The sequence below is a fragment of the Bacillus sp. LUNF1 genome (assembly GCF_011008975.1).
In the GTDB taxonomy this organism is placed as follows: Bacteria; Bacillota; Bacilli; order Bacillales; family Bacillaceae; genus Bacillus; species Bacillus velezensis.
The window spans coordinates 3,184,921-3,209,849 of sequence record NZ_CP048876.1 but is presented as its reverse complement, the minus strand read 5'-3'; the positions used below and the strand labels follow the sequence as shown (position 1 = coordinate 3,209,849).

The following is a 24,929-nucleotide window of genomic DNA, read 5'->3' as shown; positions in this document are numbered from 1 at the left end:
CCGCGATGAACTCATTATCGGCGGAACAGCTTACTGTCGGTTATGGCGACCGTTTGATAGCGAAAGAATTGGATATCGCCATACCGAAAGGAAAAATTACAACGCTGATCGGTCCGAACGGCTGCGGAAAATCGACGGTTCTTAAAACGATGTCAAGAATCATGAAACCGAAATCCGGCGCCGTCTATTTAAACGGACAGGCGATCATGCAAAAATCCACGAAAGACATCGCCAAGGAAATGGCAATTCTTCCGCAGACGCCTGAAGCGCCGAGCGGGCTGACGGTGTACGAACTTGTTTCTTACGGCAGGTTTCCGCATCAGTCCGGAATGGGCCGTTTGAGTGATAAAGACCGTGACATGATCAAATGGGCGCTTGAAGAGACGGGGATGGCCGAATTTTACGACCGGCCGATCGAAGCGCTTTCCGGGGGGCAGCGGCAGCGTGTGTGGATCGCCATGGCGCTCGCTCAAGAAACGGAGCTGCTGCTTCTTGATGAACCGACCACTTATTTAGATCTCGCCCATCAGCTTGAAATTTTGCAGCTGCTGGACAAATTAAACAAGGAGCAGGGCCGCACCATCTTAATGGTCATTCATGATCTGAACCATGCCGCCCGTTTTTCCCATTACATGGTCGCCCTGAAAAAAGGGCGCGTCATCAAGGAAGGAACGGCGGAGGAAGTCATGACTCCCGGTATATTGGAAGACGTGTTTCAGATTGACGCACAGATTGTAAAAGATCCGCGCACGAACAAACCGGTCTGCTTAACCTACGATTTAATCCGGCATGAAAACGCAACGGTATGATGAAAAAAAACGCAGAGCCATTCCGGCCTGCGTTTTTTTATTGCGCCCGGGGCTGCTTTTGTCCGGAGACGCATTTATCCAAAACGAAAAAAACCCCCGCCACAATCAGCTCCTCCGTCGTTGACAGCCAAATCTTTTCAATCAGTTTATCCGTCGTATACGCGGTCATCCAGAGGAACAGCAGCTGAACGGTGCTGGCTAAAAGGAGAAAAGGCAGCCTGCCCGTCCCAAAAAAGGTAAAGCTATGTATCATCAGCCGCTCAAGCGGTTCAAAACATAAACCGAGAAAAATAAAAAGCACGGAAAAAAGCAGGACGTACGCCATCGATCCGTAGCTCGTCCCGGCTAATGAAAATACAGCCATCATCACGATAAAATACCCGAATAATACGGCAGCGGCTGCCAGGGCATACCGGAGCACCTGAAGAAAAAACATTTTCGTCCCGTTTTGATTGATCATCTGTTCAGCTCCTTTTCACACAGAGGAGACTTGCAGAGACGGAACTCTGCAAGTCGATGTATCTTCAGCATTTCTTTTTGACGACAGGGTGTTTCTCTTTCGAAAGAATATCCGTAAAGTCTTTGCCCAGATCCAGATGCTGCTGGACGAATTTCTCAGGAAGCATGGCAAGCCATTGGTTCAGGGACACATCGGCATAGTGGTCATCCTTGAAGATTTCCAGGAAGACGAGCGGCTCATCTCCCAAATTCTCCACATAGTGGCCCATTGCGAACGGAACGTAACCGACATCCCCGGCCTGATAGTTAAATGTTCTCGCATGGCCGTCCGATGCAAAAACCGTCATCCGTCCTTTACCGGAAATATAATACTGCCATTCATGCGTGTTCGGATGCCAGTGAAGCTCTCTCATTGCGCCCGGTTCGACCACGACAAGCGCTGAAGCGATCGTTTTGGACACTTTAAAGTTTGTGGAATCCGCGATATATACTTTGCCGCCGTCCGTCTCAGCGGTCGGGCCTTCATCCAGCAGGCGGTATGTGAACGGGTAAGGCACTTCGCCGTTCGGTCCTTCCACAATGTCATCTTTCAGCTTGCCGGGAACAGGCTCTTCAAAGATGTATTTTTCTTTCCCGGGCAGGCCGGCGAGGTCTTTTTCTGAAACACCGAAATTGTTGGCGATGACATCAAGCGGCGTGTGGGCAAGCCAGTCAGTTAATTGGAATGTGCTGTTTTCTGAGAAGGAACCGTCATCAAAAACCAGGAGGAATTCACAGCCTTCTTTCAGCGCCTGAATGGAGTGCGGCAGGCCTGACGGGAAGTACCACAGATCTCCTTCCTTCACGTCATCGATAAAACTGCGTCCCTGTTCATCAACAATCGTGACCCGCGCTTTGCCCGTCAGCATATATGCCCATTCCGCTTCTTTATGCCAGTGCAGCTCACGGATGGCGCCCGGTTTTAAACGCATGTTGACAGATGCCAGATTTTCAGAAATCGGCAGCTCGCGAACGGTCACCTCACGCGCGTATCCGCCCTTTTCCAGCCGGTTGTGCACATCTGAGAAAGAGAATTTCATATTATCCACTGTGCCGTGATCCGTTTCCGGCGGCGTCAGCATATCCGGATTTTGGCGGTCTCTTTCAAGGTTGCGCGGAATCGTGACGGTCGCCCCTTTGTCTCCTCTGATCGGCTGCGGGATATTGCAGTTGTTTTCTTTTGACATGTAAATCGTCTCCTCTCAAGCTTTGTTTTTTCAGAAAGAGAATGTGAAAGGCCTTTCGTTTTCCCTTCTGCTTTGTTAAGTGATGCGTTCCGATGAAAAGTCAACTTGCTGTGAAAATTAATTTTTCATTTTCTGATCTTTCAGTTCCGTCATCAGTTCGATCAGGGCGTCAAACTTCTTCTCAAACCGTGTGAGAAGATACATGGCAATCAGAGCCGGAAAGCCGAGATTGCCGATCTGTCTGACCGTTTCTTCTATAAAAACCTGATCCATTATCAGCCACCTCCTGACTTGACCTGCAGTCATGTATATAAGTGAAAGAAAGAGCGGCTCCTGTAAACCTGATATCCCGGTTGAGGGTCTTTTTTTTTGTTCCGGCAAATCCGGGACATAAGGAGTGCGGAATCTTAGTCGGAAAGGAGTAGTTTACTTTTTTTTGCTTTCTTTCATTTAATTTAAATAGGGGGCGGTTTTATGGACTATCAAGTTCTTTTACGGTCAAAATGCAAGGAAATTATGAAACATCCGATCGTTAAACATTTTTTAAGTGACCCAAAGCATTACGAGAAATTTAAAAATGTGCTGGAACATTCAGACGAGAAGGATGCAAAATCATTGGACGACCATTTTAAGCAGTTTTATAAGGAAATCCGGATCATCAAATATATGAACTCTATGATCCGGATTTTCTCCATCGATTTTGACAAACGCATCCGTAAAAATCAGAAGCGCTATCCGCTGACGGTGGATCAGCCGGAGGGAGGTGAAGCGCTTCCCTATGAAATGGGAAAAGACGCGTATGAAGAGTTTCTGCGGAAGCAGGGGGATTTGAGCCAGCATGTCCAAAACCGTGATTTATACGAAGCGCTTCAGACGTTAACCGATAAACAAAAAAGCGTGCTGACGAATATTTATCTTCACGGAGCGACGATGAAGGAAATTGCCGAGTCGCTGGGTGAATCACGGCAGAACATTTCTAATATTCATAAAAAAGGGCTCGATAATCTCAGAAAGCAGCTGGACAAGCAAAAAAAGGGGGAAAATAAGCAGTGAACGGGCCATTTGACTTCAACAAAGAGAACACAGATACCGACGAAATGGAACTTTTGATTTCGCGTTTTTCGCCAATGATAAAAAAAAAACTGAGCAATACATCATACCAGGAAAGAGAAGATCTTGAACAAGAATTGAAGATTAAAATAGTTGAAAAAGCGGACATGCTGTTATGCCAGGAAGTACCGGGTTTTTGGGAATTTATTCTTCATCTTATAAATGAAAGCTCCTGACAAAAGCGGCGGGATGATTGATATTCCGCTCTGACAACGTGAGAAAAACGAGAAGAGATGTACGTCTCGTTTTTCTTTTCTGTTTCCCCGCAAGACCTCCGCACTAAAAAGGTACCAAATCTTATCCATATAATGATATGATGAAAAAAACAAAGAGAAAGGAACGTCCAAGGTGGAAAATGCGTCAATTTTAATTGTAGACGATGAGAAGGCGATCGTTGATATGGTCAAACGCGTTCTCGTCAAAGAAGGCTATCACAACATTAAGACAGCCGGAAGCGCTGAGGAAGCGATCGAGTTTGTTAAACATGAAACCGCGGATCTGCTCGTGCTGGATGTGATGATGGAAGGCATGTCCGGTTTTGAAGCATGCACCGAAATCCGGAACTATACCGACGCTCCGATCTTTTTTCTGACTGCCCGTTCTTCTGATGCGGATAAGCTGTCAGGATTTGCATTGGGAGCTGACGATTATATAACAAAGCCGTTTAATCCGCTCGAATTGGCGGCGCGGATCAGGGCGACGTTAAAGAGAACCTATAAGCGCGAAGAGAAAACGGCGTTAAAGACGTATTCATACAGCCATTTTTCCTATTCGCCGCAAAACGCCGAGCTGATCGTCGGGGGCGAGCCCGTCAGCTGCTCCGCACAGCTTCTGCAATTGCTTCAATATTTCTGTGAACACCCTGATGTGGTGCTCTCAAAAGATCAGATCTATGAAAAAGTATGGGGATATCCGTCTTACGGCGACAACAACACCGTCATGGTGCATATCCGCAAACTCAGAGAAAAGATTGAAAAAGACCCCAGCAATCCGTCTTATATTGTAACGGTGCGCGGCCTCGGCTATCGGTTTATTCCCGATCAAGGAGAAAAAGGAACCCGGTCATGAGAATGCGCGGAAAATTTCTGCTCCACTTTTTCGGTCAGCTGCTGCTTGTCATCCTGCTGATGTCCGTTTTGGCCGTCGCTTCTTTCTTCTATTTGGATTGGCGTTTCAGCGAAGCGGAAGCCAATGCGGGACTGACCAAAGCGACGGCAGACTCGTTTGAAGCGTGGCTTGATAAAAATGAAGACGGCACATGGGATGTCGATGAATTTTTAAAGATGTCGGTCAGAAAGCAGAAGGGCTGGCTGCAGATCATTAATGACAATGAAAAAACGGACTACGCCTACAGAGTGCCGAAAGACGTCCCGAGCCATTACAGCAGAAAAGACCTCTTATCCATTTATCAGTACCGGAATTTTGACAACTACAAGCTGAATTACTGGACGGTCACGATAAATGATGAGACCTATTTGATTCTGTTCGGCTGGAAATCCGCCAGTGAGCAGCTTCTCACTTACATCGAATCACAGGAGCCATCCCTCGCTTCCCTTTCTCAATATAAAAAAAGCACGGTTGATTATATTAAACGGGAAAAAGGGGCGGTCTACCTTCTCGAAGACAGCGGCAGACTGCTCGGGGATATCAACAGCACGAAAAAAGAACGGAACACCGTCAATGAGCTTGAATTACTGAAATACAGTTCCAAGCCGTGGAATTACAAACGGGAAATTTCTTTTAAAAGACTCGATAAAACGAAATGGATGGTTGCATCGGTGCCGAACCCCGTGTACATCCCCGATCACGAGTTTAACAAATCATTTTTGAGAAATGTGATGAAAACCCTCTTTCTCTTGATCGGAATCTTAGTATTTATGATCTGCATCCTGACCATCTGGTACTCTTTCCGTTTCGGCTGGCCGCTGTTTCATACCATCAAATGGCTCGTCAATTTATCAAAGGGCCGGCTTGAAGAGCCGAAGAACCGCAAAGGACAGCCGGTCAGCAAAAACAAAAAAGGCAAAACAAAACAGCCGTTCCGCTTTTTCGCCGAGATTTTCGAATCGATGGATCAGCTGACCGACACGCTGAAGCGGGATAAGAAAAACAGAGAAAAAATCCAGGCGACAAGGGAAGAATGGATCGCCGGGCTGAGCCATGACTTAAAAACCCCGCTGAGCACGATTTACGGCTACAGCATGATGCTTGAATCGAAGCAATACGATTGGACCCCCGAAGAAGTCAAAGAGATGGGGCAGATCGTCCGGGAAAAATCAGAATATATGTCCAAGCTGATTGAGGACTTAAACTTAACATACCGCCTCAAAAACGCGGCCCTCCCGATCGAACGGCGGCTGATCAACGTCGTGCCGTTTATCAGAAACGTCACGAACGATTTCACGAAAAACACGTTCTCGGAAGGCTATGACATCGCCTTTGAAACCAAAAAGGAAGACATTCTTTTCGCCATTGATGAAGCGTGGTTCCGCCGTGTTCTGGAGAATCTGCTGGCAAACGCGGTTAAGCATAATAAGAAAGGGACCGCCATTCGGGTCGTGCTTGAGGAATCAGCCGAACAGCTCATTCTGAAAGTGAAAGATAACGGAAGAGGAATGGACGACGAAACGATTCACCAGCTGTTTAACCGTTATTACCGGGGAACGAATACGAAAGGCCCGTCAGAAGGAACGGGACTCGGACTCGCCATTGCCAAGGAGCTGGTACACCTTCATAACGGAACCATCCATGTCAACAGCAGAATCAGCGCCGGAACGGTGATCACGATTCTTTTTAAAAAAGATTAAGTTTGGACGCCGCTTTGTCGGGAATAACAATAGAAGACTGACAAGCAAAAGAGGTGTTCACATATGGAAGCAGCATTACGAGCAGATACGAGAGCAGTTATCGGAGAAGGCCCTTTATGGGACAAGGATAAGGAATGCCTGTACTGGGTGGATATACTGGGCAGCCAGCTCCATATCTTCACTCCGGCTGACGGAATCAACCGTTCCGTTAAATTCAAATCATTTGTCACGGCTCTGGCCTTGTATTCAAAGGAAGAGCTGGTGATGACGATGAAAGATGGGTTTTACCTGTACAATCTTCGGGAAGATACATTGACGAAGATGAAGCAGCCGAGAGACATGCGGGAAGATATCCGTTTCAATGACGCAAAATGCGACCCGTCCGGCAGATTATGGGCGGGAACGACGAGCATGGAAGGCAAAGAAGAGGAGGCTTCGCTGTACCGTCTGAATACGGACGGCAGCCTTGCCAAAATAAAAGACCAGGTCTCCACCTCGAACGGTTTGGATTGGGATCGGGACCGAAACCTGATGTACTATATCGATACTCCGACGCAGGAAATCGTCTGTTATTCATATGATCCTGAAACCGGAGCCGTATCAGATCCGAAAACGGTCTACCGCTTTCCGGAGTCGCAAGGATCTCCCGACGGAATGACCATTGACCGTGACGGAATGCTGTGGGTGGCTCTGTTCGGAGGCGGCCGTGCCGTCCGGATTGACCCGTTTTTGCATAAGGAAATTGCATCTATCGAAGTTCCGGCGAAATACGTCACCTGCTGTGCGTTCGGGGGCAGAGACTTGAACACGTTATACATTACGACCGCGACGGAAAAATTGACGGAAGCCGAAAGACTTGAGCAGCCGCATGCGGGCGGCCTGTTTTCAGCAGAGCTTGAGACGGGCGGCTGGGAGCCGGTTCCGTTTGCAGGCATGATGTAAAAAAAAGCCCTGGCATATGGGGAAGTTCCCATTGTGCTGGGCTTTTTTGTGTTAAATGGAGCGGATGATGCCGCCTTCAACCCGCTGTGCGGTGCCATTAATGGCAGAAGCCGCTGATGAAGCGAGAAATACAATCGTATTGGCGACTTCTTCCGGGGTTGCATAGCGCTGAATCAAAGATGTCGGCTCATTCACTTTAAAATAATCCCGGACGAAGCTGTCCGTGTCTTCTCCGGCAGCCTTTGCGGCTCCTTCCATGTAAGAAGCGACGCCTTCGGTCCATGTCGGTCCCGGCAGCACGGAGTTGACCGTGACATTTGTGCCTTTCGTCATTTCAGCCATTCCCCGGGACAAGCTGATTAACGCCGTTTTCGTCATTGAATAAGGAATCATTTGCGCAAGCGGTTTGACTCCGGCTTCACTGGAGATGTTCAGAATCCGTCCGCTGTTTCTTTCGAGCATTTGCGGCAGAAAACGCCGGCACAGGCGCACGGCGCTCATAACATTCACTTCAAAATACCGAGTCCATTCGTCATCAGACACCTCAGCGAAGTCCTTTACTTCAAAAAAGCCGAGGTTATTGACGAGAATATCGACTTCCCCGATTCCGCCGGCGCGCTTGATCAAGTCATCCGCCTCATCCTGACGCGATAAATCCGCAGCGATGCCGTGAACCGTTCCGTAAGCGGAAAGCTCCTCAACCGTCCGTTCCACAGTTTCTTTTTTTCTTCCGTTTACAATCACCTCGGCGCCTTCGGCTAAAAAGCTTTTTGCCGCGGCTTTTCCGATGCCTGAAGTCGATCCTGTAATCAACACGAGCTTTCGTTCAAGCTGTAATTCCATGATAATCCTCCTTTTTACGCCAATGTGTAACAGTATACATGATGAATTTTAGTGTGTACGAACAATTTGCTTTCATGCAAAAAGGCCGGATATACAAGCCTTAAAGACTTATAGTATAATTACTGCGAAAAAAGGATACGAATGTCAAAGAGACAATCGTTTACCATAATCAGGGGGAGTTAAAAGAATGAAGAAGATCACTGCCGTCTGGGCGGCGCTCTTGGTCACCGCCTTTGTGATCGCCGGCTGTTCCGGCGCACAGGAAGAAGGAAGCGCGGCCAAACAAAAAGCCGTCTCAACCGAAGCATTCCCGGTAACCATTAAGGATGCCGTGAACGAAAAAGTAACCATAAAGCAGGCACCGGAAAAAATCGTTTCCCTCATGCCGAGCAATACGGAAATTACATACGCGCTCGGACTGGGAGATAAGGTCGCAGGCGTTACGACAAATGATACATATCCGAAAGAAGCGGTAAAAAAACCGAAAGTCGGAGATATGAATGTGAACGCTGAAAAAGTCATCGCGCTGAAGCCGGATCTCGTGCTTGCCCACGCGTCCTCTATGTCCGCTTCCGCCGATGCGATGAAGCAACTGAAAGATGCGGGCATCACCGTCTTAACGGTCAATGATGCGCAATCGTTCCAAGACGTATACAAATCTATCAGCATGATCGGAAAAGCGGCCGGCAAAGAAAAGCAGGCGGATAAGCTGATCAAATCGATGAAATCCGACCTTTCCGGCATAGAAAAGAAAGCGGCGGCCATTTCTGAAAAAGACGAAAAGAAAGTATTCGTCGAAGTGTCTCCTGACGGCTACACGACGGGGAAAGGCACGTTTATGAACGAAATGCTTAAAGATATACACGCGAAAAACGCTGCCGGCAGCCAGACCGGCTGGGTGCAATTGACGGATGAAGCGATTGTCAAAATGAATCCCGACGTCATCATTACGACAGACGGCGTAAAGGCCGCTGAAGTGGAAAAACGCGCCGGCTGGGGTGCCGTCAATGCGGTCAAACACCACAATGTCTATTCTGTTGATCCCGACCTTGTCACACGCTCAGGCCCGCGCCTTGTCAAAGGGGTCGAGAAGCTTGCAGAAAGCGTTTATCCTGAAACGTTTAAAAAGTAACCGCCCGCTGGCCTACACGGTCAGCCTGCTGTTTTTAGCCGTTTGTACGGCACTCGGCATTTCAATCGGCAGTCTGCATATTCCTTTATCCGACGTTTTTTGGATCGGGATCGGCCGGACATCCTCTGTTGATCCCATGAATGTAAATATTATGATGAATATCCGTTTGCCGAGAGTCGTTCTGGCCGCTCTTGTCGGAGCTGCGTTATCCATTGCCGGGGCGGCGTTTCAGGGACTTCTGAAAAATCCGCTCGCCGACCCTTATACACTCGGGGTATCTTCGGGAGCCTCGGCGGGAGCCGTTATCACCTTGTTTTTCGGCATTCAGATTCCCGTCATCGGCCGGTTCACACTACCGGTTGTCAGCATCGCCGCAGCGATTGCGGTCATGGCGGCGGTTCTGTTTTTCAGCCGCCTCGTTCATGCGTCGATGTCGGTTTCGACGCTCATTTTGACAGGCATCATCATGAATTCTTTTCTCGGGGCTCTCATTTCGCTTGTGATCGCTTTAACGGGAAATGATCTGCTCCCGATTGTCCACTGGCTGTTAGGAAGCGTGTCAATGAGGGGCTGGGGCTATGTCGCGCTGTTTCTGCCTTTTTTTCTGGCCGGGACGGCGCTTCTGCTTATCAATGGCAAAGAATTAAACATTATGACTTATGGAGAAGAAAAGGCAAGGCTGTTAGGCGTCAGTACGGGAAAAAGAAAACTGCTGATGATCGCCGCCGGATCTCTGCTGACGGGAGGAGCGGTTGCCGTCTCGGGGACGATCGGATTTGTCGGCCTTGTCATTCCCCACGTGACACGGCTTTTATGGGGAACGGATCATCGCCATTTACTGCCGCTGTCAGCATTGACGGGCGCCGGGTTTCTCATTTTGGCGGATTTGATTTCCCGCACCGTCATTGAGCCTGTCGAATTGCCGATCGGCATTATGACGGCTTTGGCGGGAGCGCCTGTGTTTGCCTTGATTCTGCTTCGCCAGCATCATGGAGGGAAACGCTTATGATCAGGGTGAGCAGCCTGTCCGGCGGGTACGGAGGCCGGATGATTGTGGAAGATGTCAGCTTTACCGCCGGAAAAGGTGAATTTGTCGGCATACTCGGTCCGAACGGCTCGGGAAAAACAACGCTGATGAAATTGCTGACGGGAATGCTCTCTCCGTCAAAAGGCGAGGTGCTCGCAGCAGGCAGGCCCGTCGGCGGATACAAGCCGCGGGAGCTTGCGAAAATCATGGCCGTTTTGCCGCAGCATACGGAGCAAGCTTTTACATTTACCGTTAAGGAAACGGTGTCCTTCGGCAGATACCCGTATCAAAAAGGACTCTTCAGACAGATGGATCAACATGACGAAGACATTGTCCGGGAAGCGATGGAAATGACGGGCATCGACCGATATGCGCAGCAATCGGTCCGCAATCTGAGCGGAGGGGAGCGGCAGCGCGTCTATCTGGCGCAGGCACTGGCTCAGCAGCCTGAGGTGCTCTGTCTGGATGAGCCGACGACCTTTCTTGATCTCAAATATCAGAAAGACCTGCTTGATACGGTAAAGCGGCTGACGAGAGAAAGAGGCCTGACGGTCATCAGTATTTTTCACGACCTCAACGCAGCAAGCCAATATTGTGATCAGCTCCTGATGATGAAAGACGGACGCGCTATTCCGAAGCAGACGCCGGATCAGGCTTTAAAAAAAGAGACGATTGAAGACATTTACGGCATCACCGTCAGCGCTGTTGCCCAGCAATCGTCGCCGAAACCGCTGATCTCTTTTATGCCGGAAGCGCGGGAGGAAGGAGAGCCCGCCGGCGTTCCGTTCGCCTCTCTGATAAACAAAAGCGGAAATACCGTAACGCTTCATACAGAACGGCCGTTCAGAATGCTGTCAACCGCATCTGACGGCCCGGGCTTTTCGTGGAGCCGCCGGCTTTCCGGCTCGGCGGCAGCTGGTTTGATCTGCCGTACGTTTGATTCGGTTACGATAGCCGTGACTGCGCAGTATACCGTTTGGGTGCTGATCAGCGGACATTTATCGGAACAGGGATTTGTTCGGCTGTTAACGGCAGCGGCTGAAGCGAGAATGCAGGCCCTTTCCGGCAGACAGGCAAAAGGCGACATTGTCATTTGTGCCTTGCAGACAGGAGAGGCGATGGACGTCCCTCACGCGGAAAGAGCCGTCAGAAGAGGAACCGCTGCATGTGTAAAAGCGGCGGAAGAAGGAGGAATACAACGATGAAGCTGTATACAAAAACCGGCGATAAAGGACAGACAAGCCTGATGGGCGGCAGAACGGATAAAGACAGTCTGCGGGTTGAAAGCTACGGGACGATCGATGAGCTGAACAGCTTTATCGGGCTTGCGCTTGCGGAGCTTGATGATTGTGAGAATTGCGGTGATGTGAAAGCCGAACTTCGAAACATTCAGCATGAGCTGTTTGACTGCGGCGGCGACTTGGCGACGGTCACTGAACATAGAAGCTATACATTAAGAGAGACATCGATTTCCGCATTGGAAGACTGCATAGACCGTTACACGGCTGAAGCGCCCTCGCTTGAGAAATTTATTCTTCCGGGCGGGCATAAGGCGGCTGCTCAGCTTCACATCGCGCGGACTGTCACGAGACGGGCTGAGCGTCTCGTCGTGAAACTGGGTAAAACAGAAGAGATAAACGATACGGTGATGCGTTACTTGAACCGCCTGTCTGATTATTTTTTCGCGGCGGCAAGAGCGGTTAACGCAAGACAGGGCGTTCAGGACATAGAATATGAAAGAAGCGCCGCGGTATTCCGTGATGATGAATAACGTTTTGTTCAGCCGGCAGCTGCAAGCCGGCTGTTTTTTTATAGAGATATCCATCAATTGAACCTTTATTGACAGAAGGAAAATGTATCTTATGCATTATTGACTGAAAAATTAAAAAATGAGATATTATAAGAAACATTGTAAAATAATGGGGGATTTGATAGATGGATACATATAATAAGAGCGAGAGCATCTGGAATAAAAATTTCACCCTTCTGTTTATCTCAAGGCTAGTTAAATTGTCAGGCGACGGTTTTGCCTTTAATTCCATTCTGTGGTTTTTGATTTTTGACGGGGAAGGCGCGATCGGCACGTCCCTGTTAATTGCGGTCACGTTCCTTCCGGAGGCGATGCTGGCGCCGATTACCGGGCCTTTTATGAAGCAGCATACGCTGAAATTCTGGATGTATTTCTCCGACCTCACGCGCGCGGCGGTCGTGTTGATCATTCCGATCTGTTATTTTAACGGTTTTTCTCCTTTATGGTTTGTCATGCTTCTCATGATTGTGCATTCAGCCACGGGAGCCGCTTATAATCCCGCATCTATCTCATTAATCCCCAATATTGTCGGAGAAAACAGCCTGCAGAAAGCGAATGCGGTCATCCAGTCATCAGGCCAGATCGTCAGGCTTGCCGCCATTACGCTGAGCGGGGTATTCTTAACATTTATCAGTCCCGCTTATTCTTTGTTTATCGCTCTTATATTCTATCTTCTATCAGGTTTTCTCGTACTCTTTATGTCATACCAAGTCCGGCATGCCAAACAGGATACAGTCGCCGTCAGACAGCGCGGGACGTATTTCGGAAGGCTCAAACGGGGTTTCGTTCTTGTCAGGAAACACCAGATTTTATACCCGCTCGCCATCTATTGTATCTTCATGAATTTTGCGGCCGCTCCGTGGGAGGCGCTCTCTGCCGTTTATGTCGCCGAAGATTTAAACATGCCGCCGATCATCTACTCGCTTTTGAAAGCGACAGGCACGGGCGGAGCCTTTTTAATGGGTTTTATTTTGGCTAAGGTGAAGGTGAACAAATACGGTCTCCTGTTTGTGTCAGCAGGAATCATAGAAGGGGCGGCATTTTTCATCACCGGCCTCAACACTTTTCTGCCGCTCGTCTTCCTCGCCGCGTTTGCGTTCGGATCTGCCGTCAGCGCGATTAATGTGCCGGAATATACGATTATTCAGACGTCTGTGGACCATGATGACCAGCCGCAAGTCTATGCCGTCATCCATATGATCTCAAACATATCCATTCCGCTCGGCGCGGTTCTTTGCGGATACGCGGCTAACGCCTTCGGTTCCGGAAAAGTCATTGCCGCCGGCGGTCTCGTTGAAGTCCTGTCCGGTCTCGGAATATTGTTCTTTACGAAGCTGGCCAAAGCCGAACGCTCAGATCTCATCAGAGAAAAAGAAGCGAGCATCAGAATATAGATTTTTCGTAAAACGCCCTGCGCCGTCCGGTGCAGCGGCGTTTTTTTATGCGAAGGTCCGGGGGCTTATACGACTCCGGTCTGATATGAAAATCAATCTCTGACTCGTTTTGCCGGCCGCGGGATTTGTTTATAGTAAAGACAAGGAAAACGAAAGGAGGATCTGCATGAATATAAATGGTAAAACGGCAGGCGGCTTTCTGCTGATTGTGTTCGGACTTTCTGTCTTTTTCGGAGGAGGCCATTTCGCATTTATCATCCCGCTGGTGATCGGAGGCCTGATGCTTTACTGGGGAATCAAACGTTTTTCAAAAGGCCGGGCGGTATCGGGTATCATCGCGGGCGTCATCGGAGCTATGATTCTCGTCGGTTCTCTTCCATTTATCGTTGCGATCGGACTGGCCGGCGCCATGGTGTATTTCGGATGGAAGATGATGAAGCAGGGCGGCTCAGACACCGCTTCCCGCCAGTATGAACCGGAAGCGGCATCACCGGGATATCAATCCGGATTTGACTCTGAATGGGAAGAATTTCTGAAGAAAAAATAAGGAGGAAGACAAAATGGTCTTAAAAAGAATAAGAAATATGTTCGTCGCATCTGTTAACGAAGGGCTTGATAAATTAGAAAATCCGAAAGTCATGCTGAATCAATATGTGCGTGATATGGAAAGTGACATCGCTAAGGCGAAACAAACGATTGTCAAACAGCACACGATCGTCCATCAGTTTAAGAAAAAACAGGAAGATGCCTCTGAAACGGCGGCAAAACGGAAAAACCAGGCTCAGCTTGCTTTTGACGCCGGGGAAGAGGAGCTAGCGAAAAAGGCTCTGACTGAAATGAAATACCTTGAGGGAAAAGCGGCCGAACATGAAAAAGCGTATGAGCAGGCGAAAACACAGCTGGCAGAGCTGAAAGAGCAGCTGGAAACTTTAGAAACGCGCCTCCGCGACGTAAAGGATAAAAAACAGGCGCTCATCGCCCGCGCGAACGCGGCAAATGCGAAGGAACATATGAACGCTTCTTTCGACAAAATTGACAGCGAAAGCGCCTACAGAGAGTTCCTTCGAATGGAAAGCCGCATTGAAGAAATGGAAGTCCGCGTCAAATACGGCACTTCAGCTGAGGCGAACACAGAATACAGCCGCTCCCAATATTCAGACGAGGTGGAAGCTGAGATTGAAAAAATGCGCTCGCTTTCTCTGGAAAAAACAGAGCGTCAAAAAGCGGCTCATGAATAATGTGCACAAGGGAAGATCGGCGCGTTTACGCCTCTTCCCTATACGCACACGTATCAATTCTCCGGCTTTTCCTTTATAATAAAATGAATGAAAAAGGATGGAACGTAATGAAGCGTAAGATTGCCAAAGGACTGATGGCGGCGTCCGTTTTGATCTGCTGTCTGTTTTTGGTGAAAGAAGTGTTTGCCGGGCGTTTTTTTCCGCTGTACGAAACAGAAGCGGAGTCGGCAAGCATACCGCCGCGTGCCGTCAACAGCCTGTCGGTTTCATCGGAACAGACGGATGTGAAAATCATCGCGGAAGCGCGGAATGATATCGCGGCAAACATGACGGGACCGGCGGGGAAAATGTTTGTCCAAAGCAGGGGAAAGACCCTCAATCTCAAAGCGAAGGAGAAAGGGTTCCAATTTCTGAATCTCTTTCAGCGCCCTCTGCTGATTGTCCGCATTCCGTATGATTATCATCGGGATATCACCGTCCATACATCAAACGGCAGCATTGCCGTTGACGGAAACAAGGGGCTGTCTCTTGCGCACCTCGGCGTCCGTTCTGTAAGCGGGAATATGTCGCTGAAGCACGTGAAGACGGATGTGTTTGAAGCGAAGGGGCTGTCGGGCAATCTCACAGCAGCAGGCCTTGCGGCAAAAACGGGGGATGTCCGCTTATCCTCGGGACATGTCGGGCTTCAACATGTGGCGGGGGCCCTTGACGTGCGGGTCGCTTCCGGCAGTGTCGACGCCTCGCTTGAGACGGCTGATGCTCCCGTATCCGTCAGGCTTGCGAGCGGCAGCGCAGCGATCAGCCTGCCGAAAGACGGAAGTTTTACGGTGAACGCCGAGACGGCAAGCGGAAGGATCCGGCCGTCTTATTCCTTTGAGAAAACGAGTAAGGAAGGCGGGGCATTTACCGGCATGAAAGGCAGCGGCGCCAGGCCGATTGATATAAAAGTGACGAGCGGCAATATTGCACTGCAATAGTCAAGGAAAGGAGGGGCAAGCAGCTGATGGCAAAAAAACAGATTCTCGGACTTATCATCGCCTTATTAGGCGTCAGCATGTTTTTGCGTATTATCGGCATCGGCGACTTCTTGTTTTGGCCGCTCTTTTTTCTGATCACAGGCTATATTTTTAATAAATATTCCCGCGGCTGGCTCGGCTCCGTCCTGTATATCTTCGCCGCTTTTTTATTTTTGAGGAACCTGTTCAGCGCCACCTTTAACCTGTTCGGCTATGCCTTCGCCGCCTTTCTCATCTACGCGGGCTACAGGCTCCTGAAAGGAAAGCGCGTCTATGAACATAAAGAGAAGAAAATCAATCTTGAAAAAGAAGAGCAGCCAAAGTCTTCCGCCCAGACGGAAAGCAGACAGCCGGACCTCCGCAGCTTTTTTATCGGCGAGCTGCGGATGATGAAGGACCCGTTTGAGCTGAATGATTTAAATGTTTCCGGATTCATCGGCGATGTGAAAATTGATTTGTCAAAAGCGATGATTCCCGAAGGAGAAAGCACGATGACCATCAGCGGTGTCATCGGCAATGTCGATGTGTACGTCCCGCCGGATATCGAGGTGTCCGTCAGTTCATCGGCTTTTATCGGCGATATGAACCTGCTCGGCTCTAAGAAAAGCGGCATGAGCCCGAATCTGTATAAAGTATCGTCTGAGTACGGCGACTCGCCGCGGCGGATTAAAATTTCAATTTCGTTATTCATCGGCGATGTGGATGTGAAGTATTTATGAGGAAAAAATTACTCGCCAATATTCAGTGGCGCGCCATGCGGATGACCGCGGGGCTCAGTCTGCTCCTTTGCGCGGTGTTTATTACGCTGATGCTGCTGTATTACGGGCTTGACCCGATGCTGTTGTTTTCTTCCGGCTGGTTCGGTATTCCGTTTGTGGTCATCCTGCTTTTGGCGTCTCTTTCGGCGGGATTGATTTCCGGTTATGTATACGGCGGCCGCCTGAAAACAAGAATGGATACACTGATTGAAGCGGTTTTGAAATTTGAAAACGGCAATTTTGCTTATCGGGTGCCGCCGCTCGGCGATGATGAAATCGGTCTGGCGGCAGATCAGCTCAACGAAATGGCCAAGCGGGTCGAGCTCCAGGTCACATCGCTGCAAAAGCTCTCCAACGAACGGGCGGAATGGCAGGATCAAATGAAAAAATCGGTCATCACTGAAGAACGCCAGCGGCTGGCGCGCGATCTGCACGATGCCGTCAGCCAGCAGCTCTTTGCCATTTCTATGATGACATCCGCCGTCTTAGAGCAGGTGAAAGATGCGGATGACAAAATCGTCAAACGGATTCGCATGGTTGAACATATGGCGGGGGAAGCGCAAAACGAGATGAGAGCGCTGCTATTGCATTTGCGGCCCGTCACTTTAGAAGGAAAAGGCTTAAAAGAAGGGCTGATTGAGCTGTTAAAAGAGTTCAAAGCGAAGCAGCCGCTGGATATTGAGTGGGACATCAGCGATACGGGTGTGTCAAAAGGCGTTGAAGACCATCTGTTCCGCATCGTGCAGGAGGCGCTTTCCAACGTTTTCAGACATTCAAAGGCGACCAAGGTCACCGTCAGGCTCGGCGCGAAACATCAAAAACTTCAGCTTAAAGTTATTGATAATGGGGCGGGTTTTACGATGGATCAAGTGAAAGCATCTTCATACGGCCTGCATTCCATCAAGGAAAGAGCGAGTGAAATCGGCGGCATAGCGGAAATCATCTCCGTAAAGGGAAAAGGCACGCAGATCGACGTGAAAGTCCCGATTTATCAGAAAACAAAAGGAGAGAACGACAGTGATTCGAGTGTTACTGATTGATGATCATGAAATGGTCAGGATGGGTCTGGCCGCATTTTTAGAAGCACAGCCGGACATTGAAGTCGCCGGTGAAGCATCAGACGGGCAGCAGGGCGTCGATCTGGCCGCAGAGCTTTTGCCGGATGTGATTTTAATGGACCTTGTCATGGACGGCATGGACGGCATCGAAGCGACAAAACAGATCTGCGCGAAACTCAATGACCCGAAAATCATCGTGCTGACGAGCTTCATTGATGACGACAAAGTGTATCCGGTGATCGAAGCGGGAGCGCTAAGCTATTTGCTGAAAACGTCCAAGGCTGCAGAAATAGCCGAAGCCATCAGAGCGGCTGCCAAGGGCGAACCGAAGCTTGAATCGAAGGTGGCGGGAAAAGTGCTGTCAAGGCTCCGCCATTCAGAGAATCAGCTTCCGCATGAAACACTGACAAAAAGAGAACTGGAAATCCTCTGTCTCGTCGCGGAAGGCAAGACGAATAAAGAGATTGGTGAAGAGCTGTTCATTACGATTAAAACGGTGAAAACCCACATTACGAATATATTGTCAAAGCTTGATGTCAGTGACCGCACGCAGGCAGCCGTATATGCCCACCGCAACCATCTCGTGACATAAGAAAAGGAGAGCGGCGCCAGCACACTCTCCCGAGGGACGGGGTCATTGGGACATTCCCTTTGTTCCGAAATCCCTGATGGCGACTTTGACTTTGTATTCAATATCCGATTCACTGAAATGATGATCCCAGTCAGAGGATATCTTTTTCCATTTACCGGGATAATGAATTCGGACTTGATCGCCTAACCCGGTAATATCCACTTTCAACTCATGCTGCATGTAATCAATGAATGCCATGACATCTGAATGAATGCTGCGTTTTACCGCGTTTTTGATTTCATTTATATAGGACTCCTTGAAAGAATCTTCTTTCGGGTTCCAATCCTCAGACAGACGGCCTTCAACAAACCGGGTGACGATAAACTTGAATTTTCCATTTTTATATTTTGTTTTTACATTATATTTGCTGGAAAATACCTCGAAGGATAAATAATGATTGTCATGCTTTGCAAACGTGACGCCTCCCTTTACCGTGCCTGTGAACAGGTTCATATTCTGGACTTGTAAAGGCGTTAAATTCGCATACCAGAATTTATTTTTAATAATGGTAGCGCCCCAGATTTCCAGTCTGCTGCCCACTTGGCGCACTTGAGGAAGGGCAAAGGTCTCGCCTTTGGCGATTTTCTCTGATATTTCCCCCAATGTCACGGGCTCCATCATCCGGATGGTGACCGAATTATTCTCCGTTAAGTCATAGATCGTATTTGACGCAGGTTCTCCCTGGTCACTGATTTTGAAAATATCTTTCGTTTTATCCGGCACCGTCATCACATTGCAGCTTCTTCTCGTACCGTTGTCTCTGATAAATTGGTTCATCAATGCGTCAAGCGGAATGTCGTCCTTTAACAGCGCTTCGGAAAACAGCATGATACGCAAGTGCTGGGAGAAAGCGGGGTGGTTTTTTAACGACGCCGTCCTTAAGGCTTGGTGAACGGTTTCCCCGGAAGTGGAAGTCACCTTTGTCGGATTGCTTGATGTCGACTGCTGGGAACTTGCTTTTTGAGGGATCAGAATCTGCTGCGTCACTTCCACGTTTTCTTCCTCAGGTTTATCGAGCCCGACTCCGATAACGAGGCTCAAGTCTTCTATATTACGGCTGTCCCAGCATCCCGTCAAAAGCAATGAGCAAAGAAAGATTACGATGTATTTCTTCATTGTGCTTTTTTCACCTTCCTTTTCACAGCGACGACTCCAAACATCAGCAAAGGCAGCAAAAAGAAAACCAAGAAGATATAGCCGAGAATATCACTGAACATCAACAGCTTGTTGCCGTCTTTTGGCATCAATGATCCGAAGAATGTCGCAATCCCTACGAAGATGATCCCTTTTTTCTGCTTCAGCCCGAAAATTTTATTCAGGCCAGATGTCGCGAAATACCCGTACGAGACATAGGTGGCGAAAAATTGGATGATCCAGACAACAAGCAAAAAGGACTCGAACCTTTCAATAAAAAGCCCTTTGATTTCAAATGATTGAAAGAGCGCGATCGTAGGCCAGATCATTGTTTTGACATCCTGGGTGGTTAACGCGCCGACGACGAGAACGTAGGTAATGATGTATAAAATAATCGGGATGCCAAAGCCCATGGCCGACATGCGGAATGTGTGCTTTTTATTTTTGAGGTACTCGGGGAGAAACAGCATAATCTCAATTCCCAAGAAGGAAACAGAAACGACGGTCAAGGAAGCCATAACGGGAGAAAAACCCTGCCCGAGCACCGGCCGCAGGTTGTCCAGATCAAATATTTTAAAGCTGAAGGAAAACACCACCAGCAAAATAATGATCGTAATCGTTAAATAGAAAGGAAAGAGCCTGCCGATATCGCTCATGCCGCCGATAATTAAATAAACGGAACAGGCGATAAAGATAAACAGCGTGACCGGCACGGGCGTTCTTTCCAATAAAAAGAACTTGACCATTTCCGCCATCGCCCGGGCTTCGAAGCTGGCGACTCCTATAAAATAGAGACAGATCATAAGATTGACGATATTTCCCGCCCATTTGCCGAGTCCTTCATTCATATAATCAAATAATGATCCGTACTGATGCTTTTTCATAATGAGCGTATTGAGATAAATCAAAAAGATAAAGATGACGCCTTCCAGACATAACGCGATCCAGCCGTCCGGCGAATTTGCCCTTGCTGACAGCGCACGCGGCATGGTGAGGAGTCCCGCGCCGAGCATCGTGTTTGAAATCAATGCTGTCCCTTGATAGCTTGTAAGCTTATTGTGAGTTGTTTTCTGGCTCATTTATGTTTTTCGCCTCTTTTGGTTGATTTTTAATAGGGAGACGGAGAATAGAGTCGTTTGCGTTTTTTAAGCTGAAAAATCCATTCGGCGAGAAATACGGAGAACCGAAGCTTCGCTGTCTCGATAAATGAGTGTAGATCGCCAGCATAAATAAAATCATGCCGTACAGCCCGAAAGCTGCCGCGGTAAACATCGAAATGAAACGGAGCACACGGAACGACAGACCCATCCCGTACTGCGGCACTGTAAATGAAGCGAGCGCGACAATGCTGACCACGATGACCATGATGGAGCTGACAATATTCGCTTCAACGGCCGCCTGGCCGATGACGACTCCGCCCACCAATCCGATCGTCTGGCCGAGCGGGCTGGGAAGCCTCAAGCCCGCTTCTCTCAGCAGCTCTATCGTAATTTCCATTACCATCGCTTCAATGATAGGCGGGAAGGGAACGTTTTCTCTGTTCGCCGCGATGGTGACTGCGAGCGTCGTCGGCAGCAGCCCTTGGTGAAACGAAACGAGGGCGATATAAATGGACGAAAAAAACAGCGTGATAAAAATAGATGTAAACCGCAGCGCCCGGATGAGCGAGGCGGAAATCCACCGTTCATAATAATCATCGGGCGACTGCATTAAAATTCCTAAAGAAGCCGGGACCACCAGCGCAAACGGCGAGTTGTCGACAAGGATGGCGACGCGGCCGTTGAACAAGGCGGAAGAGACTTTATCAGGCCGTTCCGTATTTTGTATTTGCGGAAAGGGCGAATACTTATTATCCTCAATAAGCTCCTCAAGCGTTCCGGAATCCTGGATGTCGTCCATCTTCACTTCGCTGAGGCGCTTTACAACATCGCTGACGACAGACGGGTCCGCTTTATCATCTATGTACATGACCGTGGCGTATTTTAACTTATTTTCTCCGATCGGAATCTTTTTCGTTTTCAGCTTCGGATGGTTCGTGCGCTGCCTGATCATGGCGACGTTTGTATCAGAATCTTCTATGAAGGCGGTTTTCGGACCTCTTACGACCTTTTCGGATGTGGGTTCATTCACGCTTCTTTTTTCTCTTTTTCCCGTGGACAAAATGTATACGCTGTCAAGTCCGTTAATAAACACGGCGCATTTTCCCCGCAGAATGGAGATGACGGCTTCCTTCGACGTAAAGACGGGACGGGCGTCGATTTTATCAAGACGTTTCGCCACCGTATCTAGCGTCAGAGTGTCTTCCTCCCGAAGCAGCGTTTCAATCGCTTCTTTTATTTTGTCTTCGTCGTTCATTTCACTCAGATACATATAATAAAAAACAAGCCCGTTCGGAAGCATCTTTTTATTTTGAACCAGGTCATCATTCTGCTCTACGTGGGGAAGCACCAGTGCCAGATTAACGTGTATGTATTCCTTGAATTCCGATTGCGCCATCGACAGTCACCCGCCTTCCAATCCTTAATTGAGGTTATCTTTTCCTGTTAAAAAAATGATATACTATGATAAAGTATTTAATGGTACAAGTTTTTTTATGAAAGCGGAGGAGAGATGTGGCACAAGTCAGACTGGCAGGAAATGCCGAAGAAATTGAACAGCTCATCAAATCATTTGAAGCGCATTACGAAGTGGCTTACACGTCGAAAGAATACCGTAAAACAAATCCGAAGTATAAATACTCTAAGGATTCGCGCGTCTATCTTGAGCTGAAATTAAAAACGGCCAAGGCCGAAAAATAAAAAGGGTTTCATCTGTTACTGGCGAATAATACTCAGGGTGAAGCAACTGTTATGGAGGGATACATAAATGGACTACAGAATTGAAAAAGACACCATGGGAGAAGTTAAAGTTCCGGCAGATAAATTTTGGGGCGCTCAGACACAGCGCAGCAAAGAGAACTTCAAAATCGGTTCAGAAAAAATGCCTCAGCAAGTTGTGAAGGCGTTTGCAATATTGAAAAGAAGCACAGCGATCGCGAACGAACGCCTCGGCAACTTAGAGTCTGAAAAAGCACAGGCGATTGCCGCTGTATGTGACGATGTTTTAAACGGAAAATACGACGATAACTTTCCGCTCGTTGTCTGGCAGACGGGAAGCGGCACGCAAAGCAACATGAACATGAATGAAGTGGTGGCCAACCGCGCGACTGCTTTATTGAAAGAAAAAAATTCCGAGCTGAAGATTCATCCGAATGATGACGTTAACCGCAGCCAAAGCTCAAACGATACATTCCCGACGGCGATGCACGTTGCGGCGGTTCTTGCCGTATATGAGCAGCTCGTTCCGGCGCTTGATCAGCTGCGCGCGACGCTTGATGAAAAAGCGAAAGCTTATCAGGATATTGTGAAAATCGGACGCACGCATTTGCAGGACGCCACTCCGCTGACGCTCGGACAGGAAATCAGCGGCTGGGTATACATGCTTGACCGTTCGAAAGAAATGATTCTTGAGTCAACGGAAAAAATCCGCGCGCTTGCCATCGGAGGCACGGCAGTCGGCACGGGAATCAACGCCCATCCGCAGTTCGGTGAATTCGTCGCGGAAGAAATCACAAAAGTAACGGGGCAGACATTCAAGAGTTCGCCTAACAAATTCCATGCGCTGACAAGCCATGATGAAATCACTCACGTTCACGGCGCGTTAAAAGCATTGGCTGCCGACCTGATGAAGATTGCCAACGATGTCAGATGGCTGGCTAGCGGCCCGCGCTGCGGAATCGGCGAAATCGTCATTCCTGAAAATGAGCCGGGAAGCTCTATCATGCCGGGCAAAGTCAACCCGACGCAAAGTGAGGCGCTGACAATGATCGCCGCGCAAGTGATGGGAAATGACGCGACAATCGGATTTGCGGCCAGCCAAGGAAACTTCGAGCTGAATGTCTTCAAACCGGTTATCATTTATAACTTCCTGCAGACCGTGCAGCTGCTCAGTGACGGAATGAATTCCTTCCATGACAAATGCGCTGTCGGTATTGAGCCGAACCAAGAGACGATTCAGGAAAATCTCTCTAACTCATTAATGCTTGTTACGGCGCTTAACCCGCATATCGGTTATGAAAACGCCGCGAAAATCGCCAAGCTTGCCCACAAAGAAGGCCTGACGCTGAAAGAAGCGGCATTACAGCTGAACCTTCTGACAGAAGAACAATTTAATGAAATGGTGCGTCCGGAAGATATGGTGCACCCGAAAGCATAAAATGAAAGAACGGCTGCAGTCATTGCGGCCGTTCTTCTAAATAAACTGCTGTTTCAGTAAAAATCTGAGCTGTTCTGCATCTTCAGCCAGCAGGTCGGATTCCTTCAAATTCAAAATCATTCCTTTGATGATTGCCGGTTTCGGCGACTTTTTCTTCATTTCCGCTTCCAGAATATCCAAGCTCTCGGTAAATTCAGATGCTTGCGCCTTGTCCATCGTGCCGATGCGCGTGCGGAGGGTCTGCAAGATCGATTGACTTAAAGGATCGGGCTGCCCGTTATGAAGGGGCCCAAACAGTGAGCTTGCCTCATCAAGAGAAATAAACGCTTCATCATGTCTGTCCGCCATTCCGTTTACGATGTCATCAATTCTGTGAATCACGGTATTTGCCAGAAGCGAAGGCTGTACGGACCGGCCGGTCAGAATGAGATATTCAAGATACATCTGACTGATTCCTTCTATTAAAAAACAAAGCTCGGCTGTGTATGGTTCAGCTTTTTCTCCGTAAATAGCAAGAAGACTGTCGATATGAAACTGCAGGATCGACCGGCGGATTCTCTTTCCGCACTGCGCCGCTTCTTCGGTATAAGGAAGTGAACCGTCTTTCATCTGCACGGTAATAAAATCCTGATGGGCGAGAATCGATTCGTAAAACACCGCAAGCTGTTTTTGGTAAGCGGCTCTCGGACTGTCACCCTCCGTTTGGATCGTCGTGATTCGGGTAAACGTTTTATCATAGTAGTAATTCAGCATGGATAGAAGCAGTGCTTCTTTGGAAGGAAAGTAAAGATAAAAAGCGCCTTTTGAGATTTTGCATTCATCGGCGATTTCCTGAACCGATGTAGATTTGTACCCTTTTCGGGCAAACAGTTTTATTGCTGCTTCAATGATCAGCTTTTCTTTTTCCTTCAATGGTTCCACCCTTTCGGAGCCAGGAGGCTGGCTTGTGCTTCTCATGTATGACTATATGGTCATATTGATATTCCGTAAATTTAACCTGATTGTAACTTGTTTTTTTGTTTTGTTTTATTTATATTATAAAGTGAGCTGACCGAATGGTCAAAGTTCTGGCGAAAGGGTGAATCTGAAAATGAAAGAATTAGATGAAATGATCAGCCGCTTGCGAAACAGAGGAATTAAAGTCGAAAAGGTGAAATATCCGAAAAAGACAATTTGTGAAAAGAAATGGGTTCATCAATGCCAAAAACCGCTGAAAACAAACTACAGAGATTTTAACGGCTACTCCTTCACATAAAAAAAAGACTGCAATGAAACACTACA

General features: G+C 48.4%; 28 protein-coding genes. 20 read left to right on the top strand and 8 right to left on the bottom strand.

Translation table 11 applies throughout. From position 1 onward, the window contains the following. Positions 1–5 precede the first annotated feature (5 nt). Positions 6–809 carry an ABC transporter ATP-binding protein gene (locus G4O42_RS15910; protein WP_032876548.1) on the top strand — a complete coding sequence of 268 codons (804 nt, stop codon included), beginning with the start codon at positions 6–8 and terminating at the stop codon, positions 807–809. Positions 810–846: 37 nt separating this feature from the next. Here the strand turns inward: G4O42_RS15910 and G4O42_RS15905 are convergent, their stop codons facing one another. The 3 genes from G4O42_RS15905 to G4O42_RS15895 form a co-directional block, all read right to left on the bottom strand. Then, a complete protein-coding gene (locus G4O42_RS15905) occupies positions 847–1,269 on the bottom strand; it encodes a YrvL family regulatory protein (RefSeq protein ID WP_032876551.1) in 423 nt (140 codons plus the stop codon). A gap of 64 nt (positions 1,270–1,333) precedes the next feature. Then, entirely contained in the window at positions 1,334–2,494 is a 1,161-nt protein-coding gene (locus G4O42_RS15900) for an oxalate decarboxylase family bicupin (RefSeq protein ID WP_007613711.1), read from the bottom strand. 117 nt (positions 2,495–2,611) lie between these two features. Next, on the bottom strand, positions 2,612–2,767 hold the full coding sequence (locus G4O42_RS15895; RefSeq protein WP_014418860.1) for a YvrJ family protein: 156 nt from the start codon (positions 2,765–2,767) through the stop codon (positions 2,612–2,614). A 243-nt stretch (positions 2,768–3,010) separates the two neighbouring features. Here G4O42_RS15895 and G4O42_RS15890 point away from each other — a divergent pair, with 243 nt between their 5' ends. From G4O42_RS15890 to G4O42_RS15870, 5 genes are all read left to right on the top strand, one after another. Continuing rightward, on the top strand, positions 3,011–3,547 hold the full coding sequence (locus tag G4O42_RS15890; RefSeq protein WP_087920805.1) for a sigma-70 family RNA polymerase sigma factor: 537 nt from the start codon (positions 3,011–3,013) through the stop codon (positions 3,545–3,547). Next, the gene (gene rsoA, locus G4O42_RS15885) at positions 3,544–3,780 is read left to right on the top strand and encodes a sigma-O factor regulator RsoA (protein WP_003151778.1); all 237 of its coding nucleotides are present in this window, start codon (positions 3,544–3,546) and stop codon (positions 3,778–3,780) included. The genes G4O42_RS15890 and rsoA overlap by 4 nt, the downstream gene beginning before the upstream one ends. 172 nt (positions 3,781–3,952) lie before the next feature. Further along, positions 3,953–4,672, top strand: coding sequence for a response regulator transcription factor (locus G4O42_RS15880; protein WP_032876557.1), 720 nt, complete (start codon positions 3,953–3,955; stop codon positions 4,670–4,672). After that, positions 4,669–6,411: a HAMP domain-containing sensor histidine kinase gene (locus G4O42_RS15875; RefSeq protein WP_007613700.1), complete on the top strand. Its 1,743-nt coding sequence runs from the start codon at positions 4,669–4,671 to the stop codon at positions 6,409–6,411. Before G4O42_RS15880 ends, G4O42_RS15875 begins: the two co-directional genes overlap by 4 nt. Positions 6,412–6,474: 63 nt before the next feature. After that, the gene (locus G4O42_RS15870; RefSeq protein WP_022553757.1) at positions 6,475–7,353 is read left to right on the top strand and encodes an SMP-30/gluconolactonase/LRE family protein; all 879 of its coding nucleotides are present in this window, start codon (positions 6,475–6,477) and stop codon (positions 7,351–7,353) included. A 51-nt stretch (positions 7,354–7,404) separates the two neighbouring features. Here G4O42_RS15870 and G4O42_RS15865 read toward each other — a convergent pair whose 3' ends face one another. Further along, positions 7,405–8,196, bottom strand: a complete 792-nt coding sequence (locus G4O42_RS15865; RefSeq protein WP_003151783.1) for an SDR family NAD(P)-dependent oxidoreductase — start codon at positions 8,194–8,196, stop codon at positions 7,405–7,407. 187 nt (positions 8,197–8,383) lie between these two features. Between G4O42_RS15865 and G4O42_RS15860 the strand changes: the two genes are divergently transcribed. The 11 genes from G4O42_RS15860 to liaR all read left to right on the top strand — a co-directional run bounded on the left by G4O42_RS15860 (position 8,384) and on the right by liaR (position 18,221). Then, the gene (locus G4O42_RS15860; protein ID WP_032876560.1) at positions 8,384–9,328 is read left to right on the top strand and encodes an ABC transporter substrate-binding protein; all 945 of its coding nucleotides are present in this window, start codon (positions 8,384–8,386) and stop codon (positions 9,326–9,328) included. Further along, positions 9,291–10,337 (top strand): FecCD family ABC transporter permease, encoded by a 1,047-nt coding sequence (locus tag G4O42_RS15855; RefSeq protein ID WP_032876563.1) that lies wholly within the window; start codon positions 9,291–9,293, stop codon positions 10,335–10,337. Before G4O42_RS15860 ends, G4O42_RS15855 begins: the two co-directional genes overlap by 38 nt. Further along, positions 10,334–11,560, top strand: coding sequence for an ABC transporter ATP-binding protein (locus G4O42_RS15850; RefSeq protein WP_032876566.1), 1,227 nt, complete (start codon positions 10,334–10,336; stop codon positions 11,558–11,560). Before G4O42_RS15855 ends, G4O42_RS15850 begins: the two co-directional genes overlap by 4 nt. Next, positions 11,557–12,126, top strand: a complete 570-nt coding sequence (locus G4O42_RS15845; RefSeq protein ID WP_032876568.1) for a cob(I)yrinic acid a,c-diamide adenosyltransferase — start codon at positions 11,557–11,559, stop codon at positions 12,124–12,126. Before G4O42_RS15850 ends, G4O42_RS15845 begins: the two co-directional genes overlap by 4 nt. Positions 12,127–12,290: 164 nt before the next feature. Continuing rightward, on the top strand, positions 12,291–13,559 hold the full coding sequence (locus tag G4O42_RS15840; protein ID WP_032876570.1) for an MFS transporter: 1,269 nt from the start codon (positions 12,291–12,293) through the stop codon (positions 13,557–13,559). Between the two features lie 166 nt (positions 13,560–13,725). Further along, positions 13,726–14,106, top strand: a complete 381-nt coding sequence (locus G4O42_RS15835) for a protein liaI (RefSeq protein ID WP_032876573.1) — start codon at positions 13,726–13,728, stop codon at positions 14,104–14,106. A gap of 13 nt (positions 14,107–14,119) precedes the next feature. After that, entirely contained in the window at positions 14,120–14,797 is a 678-nt protein-coding gene (gene liaH, locus G4O42_RS15830) for a stress responsive protein LiaH (protein ID WP_007410057.1), read from the top strand. A 107-nt stretch (positions 14,798–14,904) separates the two neighbouring features. Further along, positions 14,905–15,774: a LiaG family protein gene (liaG, locus tag G4O42_RS15825; protein ID WP_032876577.1), complete on the top strand. Its 870-nt coding sequence runs from the start codon at positions 14,905–14,907 to the stop codon at positions 15,772–15,774. A gap of 26 nt (positions 15,775–15,800) precedes the next feature. Then, entirely contained in the window at positions 15,801–16,532 is a 732-nt protein-coding gene (gene liaF, locus G4O42_RS15820) for a cell wall-active antibiotics response protein LiaF (RefSeq protein ID WP_032876580.1), read from the top strand. Further along, positions 16,529–17,611 carry a two-component system sensor histidine kinase LiaS gene (gene liaS, locus G4O42_RS15815; RefSeq protein ID WP_003151796.1) on the top strand — a complete coding sequence of 361 codons (1,083 nt, stop codon included), beginning with the start codon at positions 16,529–16,531 and terminating at the stop codon, positions 17,609–17,611. The genes liaF and liaS overlap by 4 nt, the downstream gene beginning before the upstream one ends. Beyond that, a complete protein-coding gene (liaR, locus tag G4O42_RS15810) occupies positions 17,589–18,221 on the top strand; it encodes a two-component system response regulator LiaR (RefSeq protein ID WP_003151798.1) in 633 nt (210 codons plus the stop codon). Before liaS ends, liaR begins: the two co-directional genes overlap by 23 nt. 42 nt (positions 18,222–18,263) lie before the next feature. Here liaR and G4O42_RS15805 read toward each other — a convergent pair whose 3' ends face one another. From G4O42_RS15805 to gerAA, 3 genes are read right to left on the bottom strand one after another with little or no spacing between them, the layout of a single operon-like run. Further along, positions 18,264–19,376, bottom strand: coding sequence for a Ger(x)C family spore germination protein (locus G4O42_RS15805; protein ID WP_007613667.1), 1,113 nt, complete (start codon positions 19,374–19,376; stop codon positions 18,264–18,266). Then, positions 19,373–20,473, bottom strand: coding sequence for a spore germination protein (locus G4O42_RS15800; protein WP_032876583.1), 1,101 nt, complete (start codon positions 20,471–20,473; stop codon positions 19,373–19,375). The genes G4O42_RS15805 and G4O42_RS15800 overlap by 4 nt, the downstream gene beginning before the upstream one ends. Then, positions 20,448–21,890 carry a spore germination receptor protein GerAA gene (gerAA, locus tag G4O42_RS15795; protein ID WP_032876586.1) on the bottom strand — a complete coding sequence of 481 codons (1,443 nt, stop codon included), beginning with the start codon at positions 21,888–21,890 and terminating at the stop codon, positions 20,448–20,450. Before gerAA ends, G4O42_RS15800 begins: the two co-directional genes overlap by 26 nt. A 116-nt stretch (positions 21,891–22,006) precedes the next feature. On the opposite strand from gerAA, the gene G4O42_RS15790 reads away from it, so the two are divergent. Together G4O42_RS15790 and fumC are read left to right on the top strand one after the other, a co-directional pair. Beyond that, positions 22,007–22,192, top strand: a complete 186-nt coding sequence (locus G4O42_RS15790; protein WP_003151806.1) for a YvzF family protein — start codon at positions 22,007–22,009, stop codon at positions 22,190–22,192. Positions 22,193–22,259: 67 nt separating this feature from the next. Further along, complete coding sequence (fumC, locus tag G4O42_RS15785) at positions 22,260–23,648, top strand: class II fumarate hydratase (protein WP_032876589.1); 1,389 nt, start codon at positions 22,260–22,262, stop codon at positions 23,646–23,648. 36 nt (positions 23,649–23,684) lie between these two features. Here fumC and G4O42_RS15780 read toward each other — a convergent pair whose 3' ends face one another. Further along, positions 23,685–24,560, bottom strand: a complete 876-nt coding sequence (locus G4O42_RS15780; RefSeq protein ID WP_017418948.1) for a TetR/AcrR family transcriptional regulator — start codon at positions 24,558–24,560, stop codon at positions 23,685–23,687. Between the two features lie 178 nt (positions 24,561–24,738). Here G4O42_RS15780 and spxO point away from each other — a divergent pair, with 178 nt between their 5' ends. Further along, positions 24,739–24,903, top strand: coding sequence for an anti-adapter protein SpxO (spxO, locus tag G4O42_RS15775; RefSeq protein WP_007410067.1), 165 nt, complete (start codon positions 24,739–24,741; stop codon positions 24,901–24,903). Positions 24,904–24,929 lie beyond the last annotated feature (26 nt).

Excerpts from the sequence above, each read along its gene's own strand:
- G4O42_RS15910 (WP_032876548.1), top strand. The coding sequence starts at position 6 with ATGAACTCATTATCGGCGGAACAGCTTACTGTCGGTTATGGCGACCGT.
- G4O42_RS15905 (WP_032876551.1), bottom strand. The coding sequence starts at position 1,269 with ATGATCAATCAAAACGGGACGAAAATGTTTTTTCTTCAGGTGCTCCGG.
- G4O42_RS15900 (WP_007613711.1), bottom strand. The coding sequence starts at position 2,494 with ATGTCAAAAGAAAACAACTGCAATATCCCGCAGCCGATCAGAGGAGAC.
- G4O42_RS15895 (WP_014418860.1), bottom strand. The coding sequence starts at position 2,767 with ATGGATCAGGTTTTTATAGAAGAAACGGTCAGACAGATCGGCAATCTC.
- G4O42_RS15890 (WP_087920805.1), top strand. The coding sequence starts at position 3,011 with ATGAAACATCCGATCGTTAAACATTTTTTAAGTGACCCAAAGCATTAC.
- G4O42_RS15875 (WP_007613700.1), top strand. The coding sequence starts at position 4,669 with ATGAGAATGCGCGGAAAATTTCTGCTCCACTTTTTCGGTCAGCTGCTG.
- G4O42_RS15870 (WP_022553757.1), top strand. The coding sequence starts at position 6,475 with ATGGAAGCAGCATTACGAGCAGATACGAGAGCAGTTATCGGAGAAGGC.
- G4O42_RS15865 (WP_003151783.1), bottom strand. The coding sequence starts at position 8,196 with ATGGAATTACAGCTTGAACGAAAGCTCGTGTTGATTACAGGATCGACT.
- G4O42_RS15860 (WP_032876560.1), top strand. The coding sequence starts at position 8,384 with ATGAAGAAGATCACTGCCGTCTGGGCGGCGCTCTTGGTCACCGCCTTT.
- G4O42_RS15850 (WP_032876566.1), top strand. The coding sequence starts at position 10,334 with ATGATCAGGGTGAGCAGCCTGTCCGGCGGGTACGGAGGCCGGATGATT.
- G4O42_RS15845 (WP_032876568.1), top strand. The coding sequence starts at position 11,557 with ATGAAGCTGTATACAAAAACCGGCGATAAAGGACAGACAAGCCTGATG.
- G4O42_RS15840 (WP_032876570.1), top strand. The coding sequence starts at position 12,291 with ATGGATACATATAATAAGAGCGAGAGCATCTGGAATAAAAATTTCACC.
- G4O42_RS15835 (WP_032876573.1), top strand. The coding sequence starts at position 13,726 with ATGAATATAAATGGTAAAACGGCAGGCGGCTTTCTGCTGATTGTGTTC.
- liaH (WP_007410057.1), top strand. The coding sequence starts at position 14,120 with ATGGTCTTAAAAAGAATAAGAAATATGTTCGTCGCATCTGTTAACGAA.
- liaG (WP_032876577.1), top strand. The coding sequence starts at position 14,905 with ATGAAGCGTAAGATTGCCAAAGGACTGATGGCGGCGTCCGTTTTGATC.
- liaF (WP_032876580.1), top strand. The coding sequence starts at position 15,801 with ATGGCAAAAAAACAGATTCTCGGACTTATCATCGCCTTATTAGGCGTC.
- liaS (WP_003151796.1), top strand. The coding sequence starts at position 16,529 with ATGAGGAAAAAATTACTCGCCAATATTCAGTGGCGCGCCATGCGGATG.
- G4O42_RS15805 (WP_007613667.1), bottom strand. The coding sequence starts at position 19,376 with ATGAAGAAATACATCGTAATCTTTCTTTGCTCATTGCTTTTGACGGGA.
- G4O42_RS15800 (WP_032876583.1), bottom strand. The coding sequence starts at position 20,473 with ATGAGCCAGAAAACAACTCACAATAAGCTTACAAGCTATCAAGGGACA.
- gerAA (WP_032876586.1), bottom strand. The coding sequence starts at position 21,890 with ATGGCGCAATCGGAATTCAAGGAATACATACACGTTAATCTGGCACTG.
- fumC (WP_032876589.1), top strand. The coding sequence starts at position 22,260 with ATGGACTACAGAATTGAAAAAGACACCATGGGAGAAGTTAAAGTTCCG.
- spxO (WP_007410067.1), top strand. The coding sequence starts at position 24,739 with ATGAAAGAATTAGATGAAATGATCAGCCGCTTGCGAAACAGAGGAATT.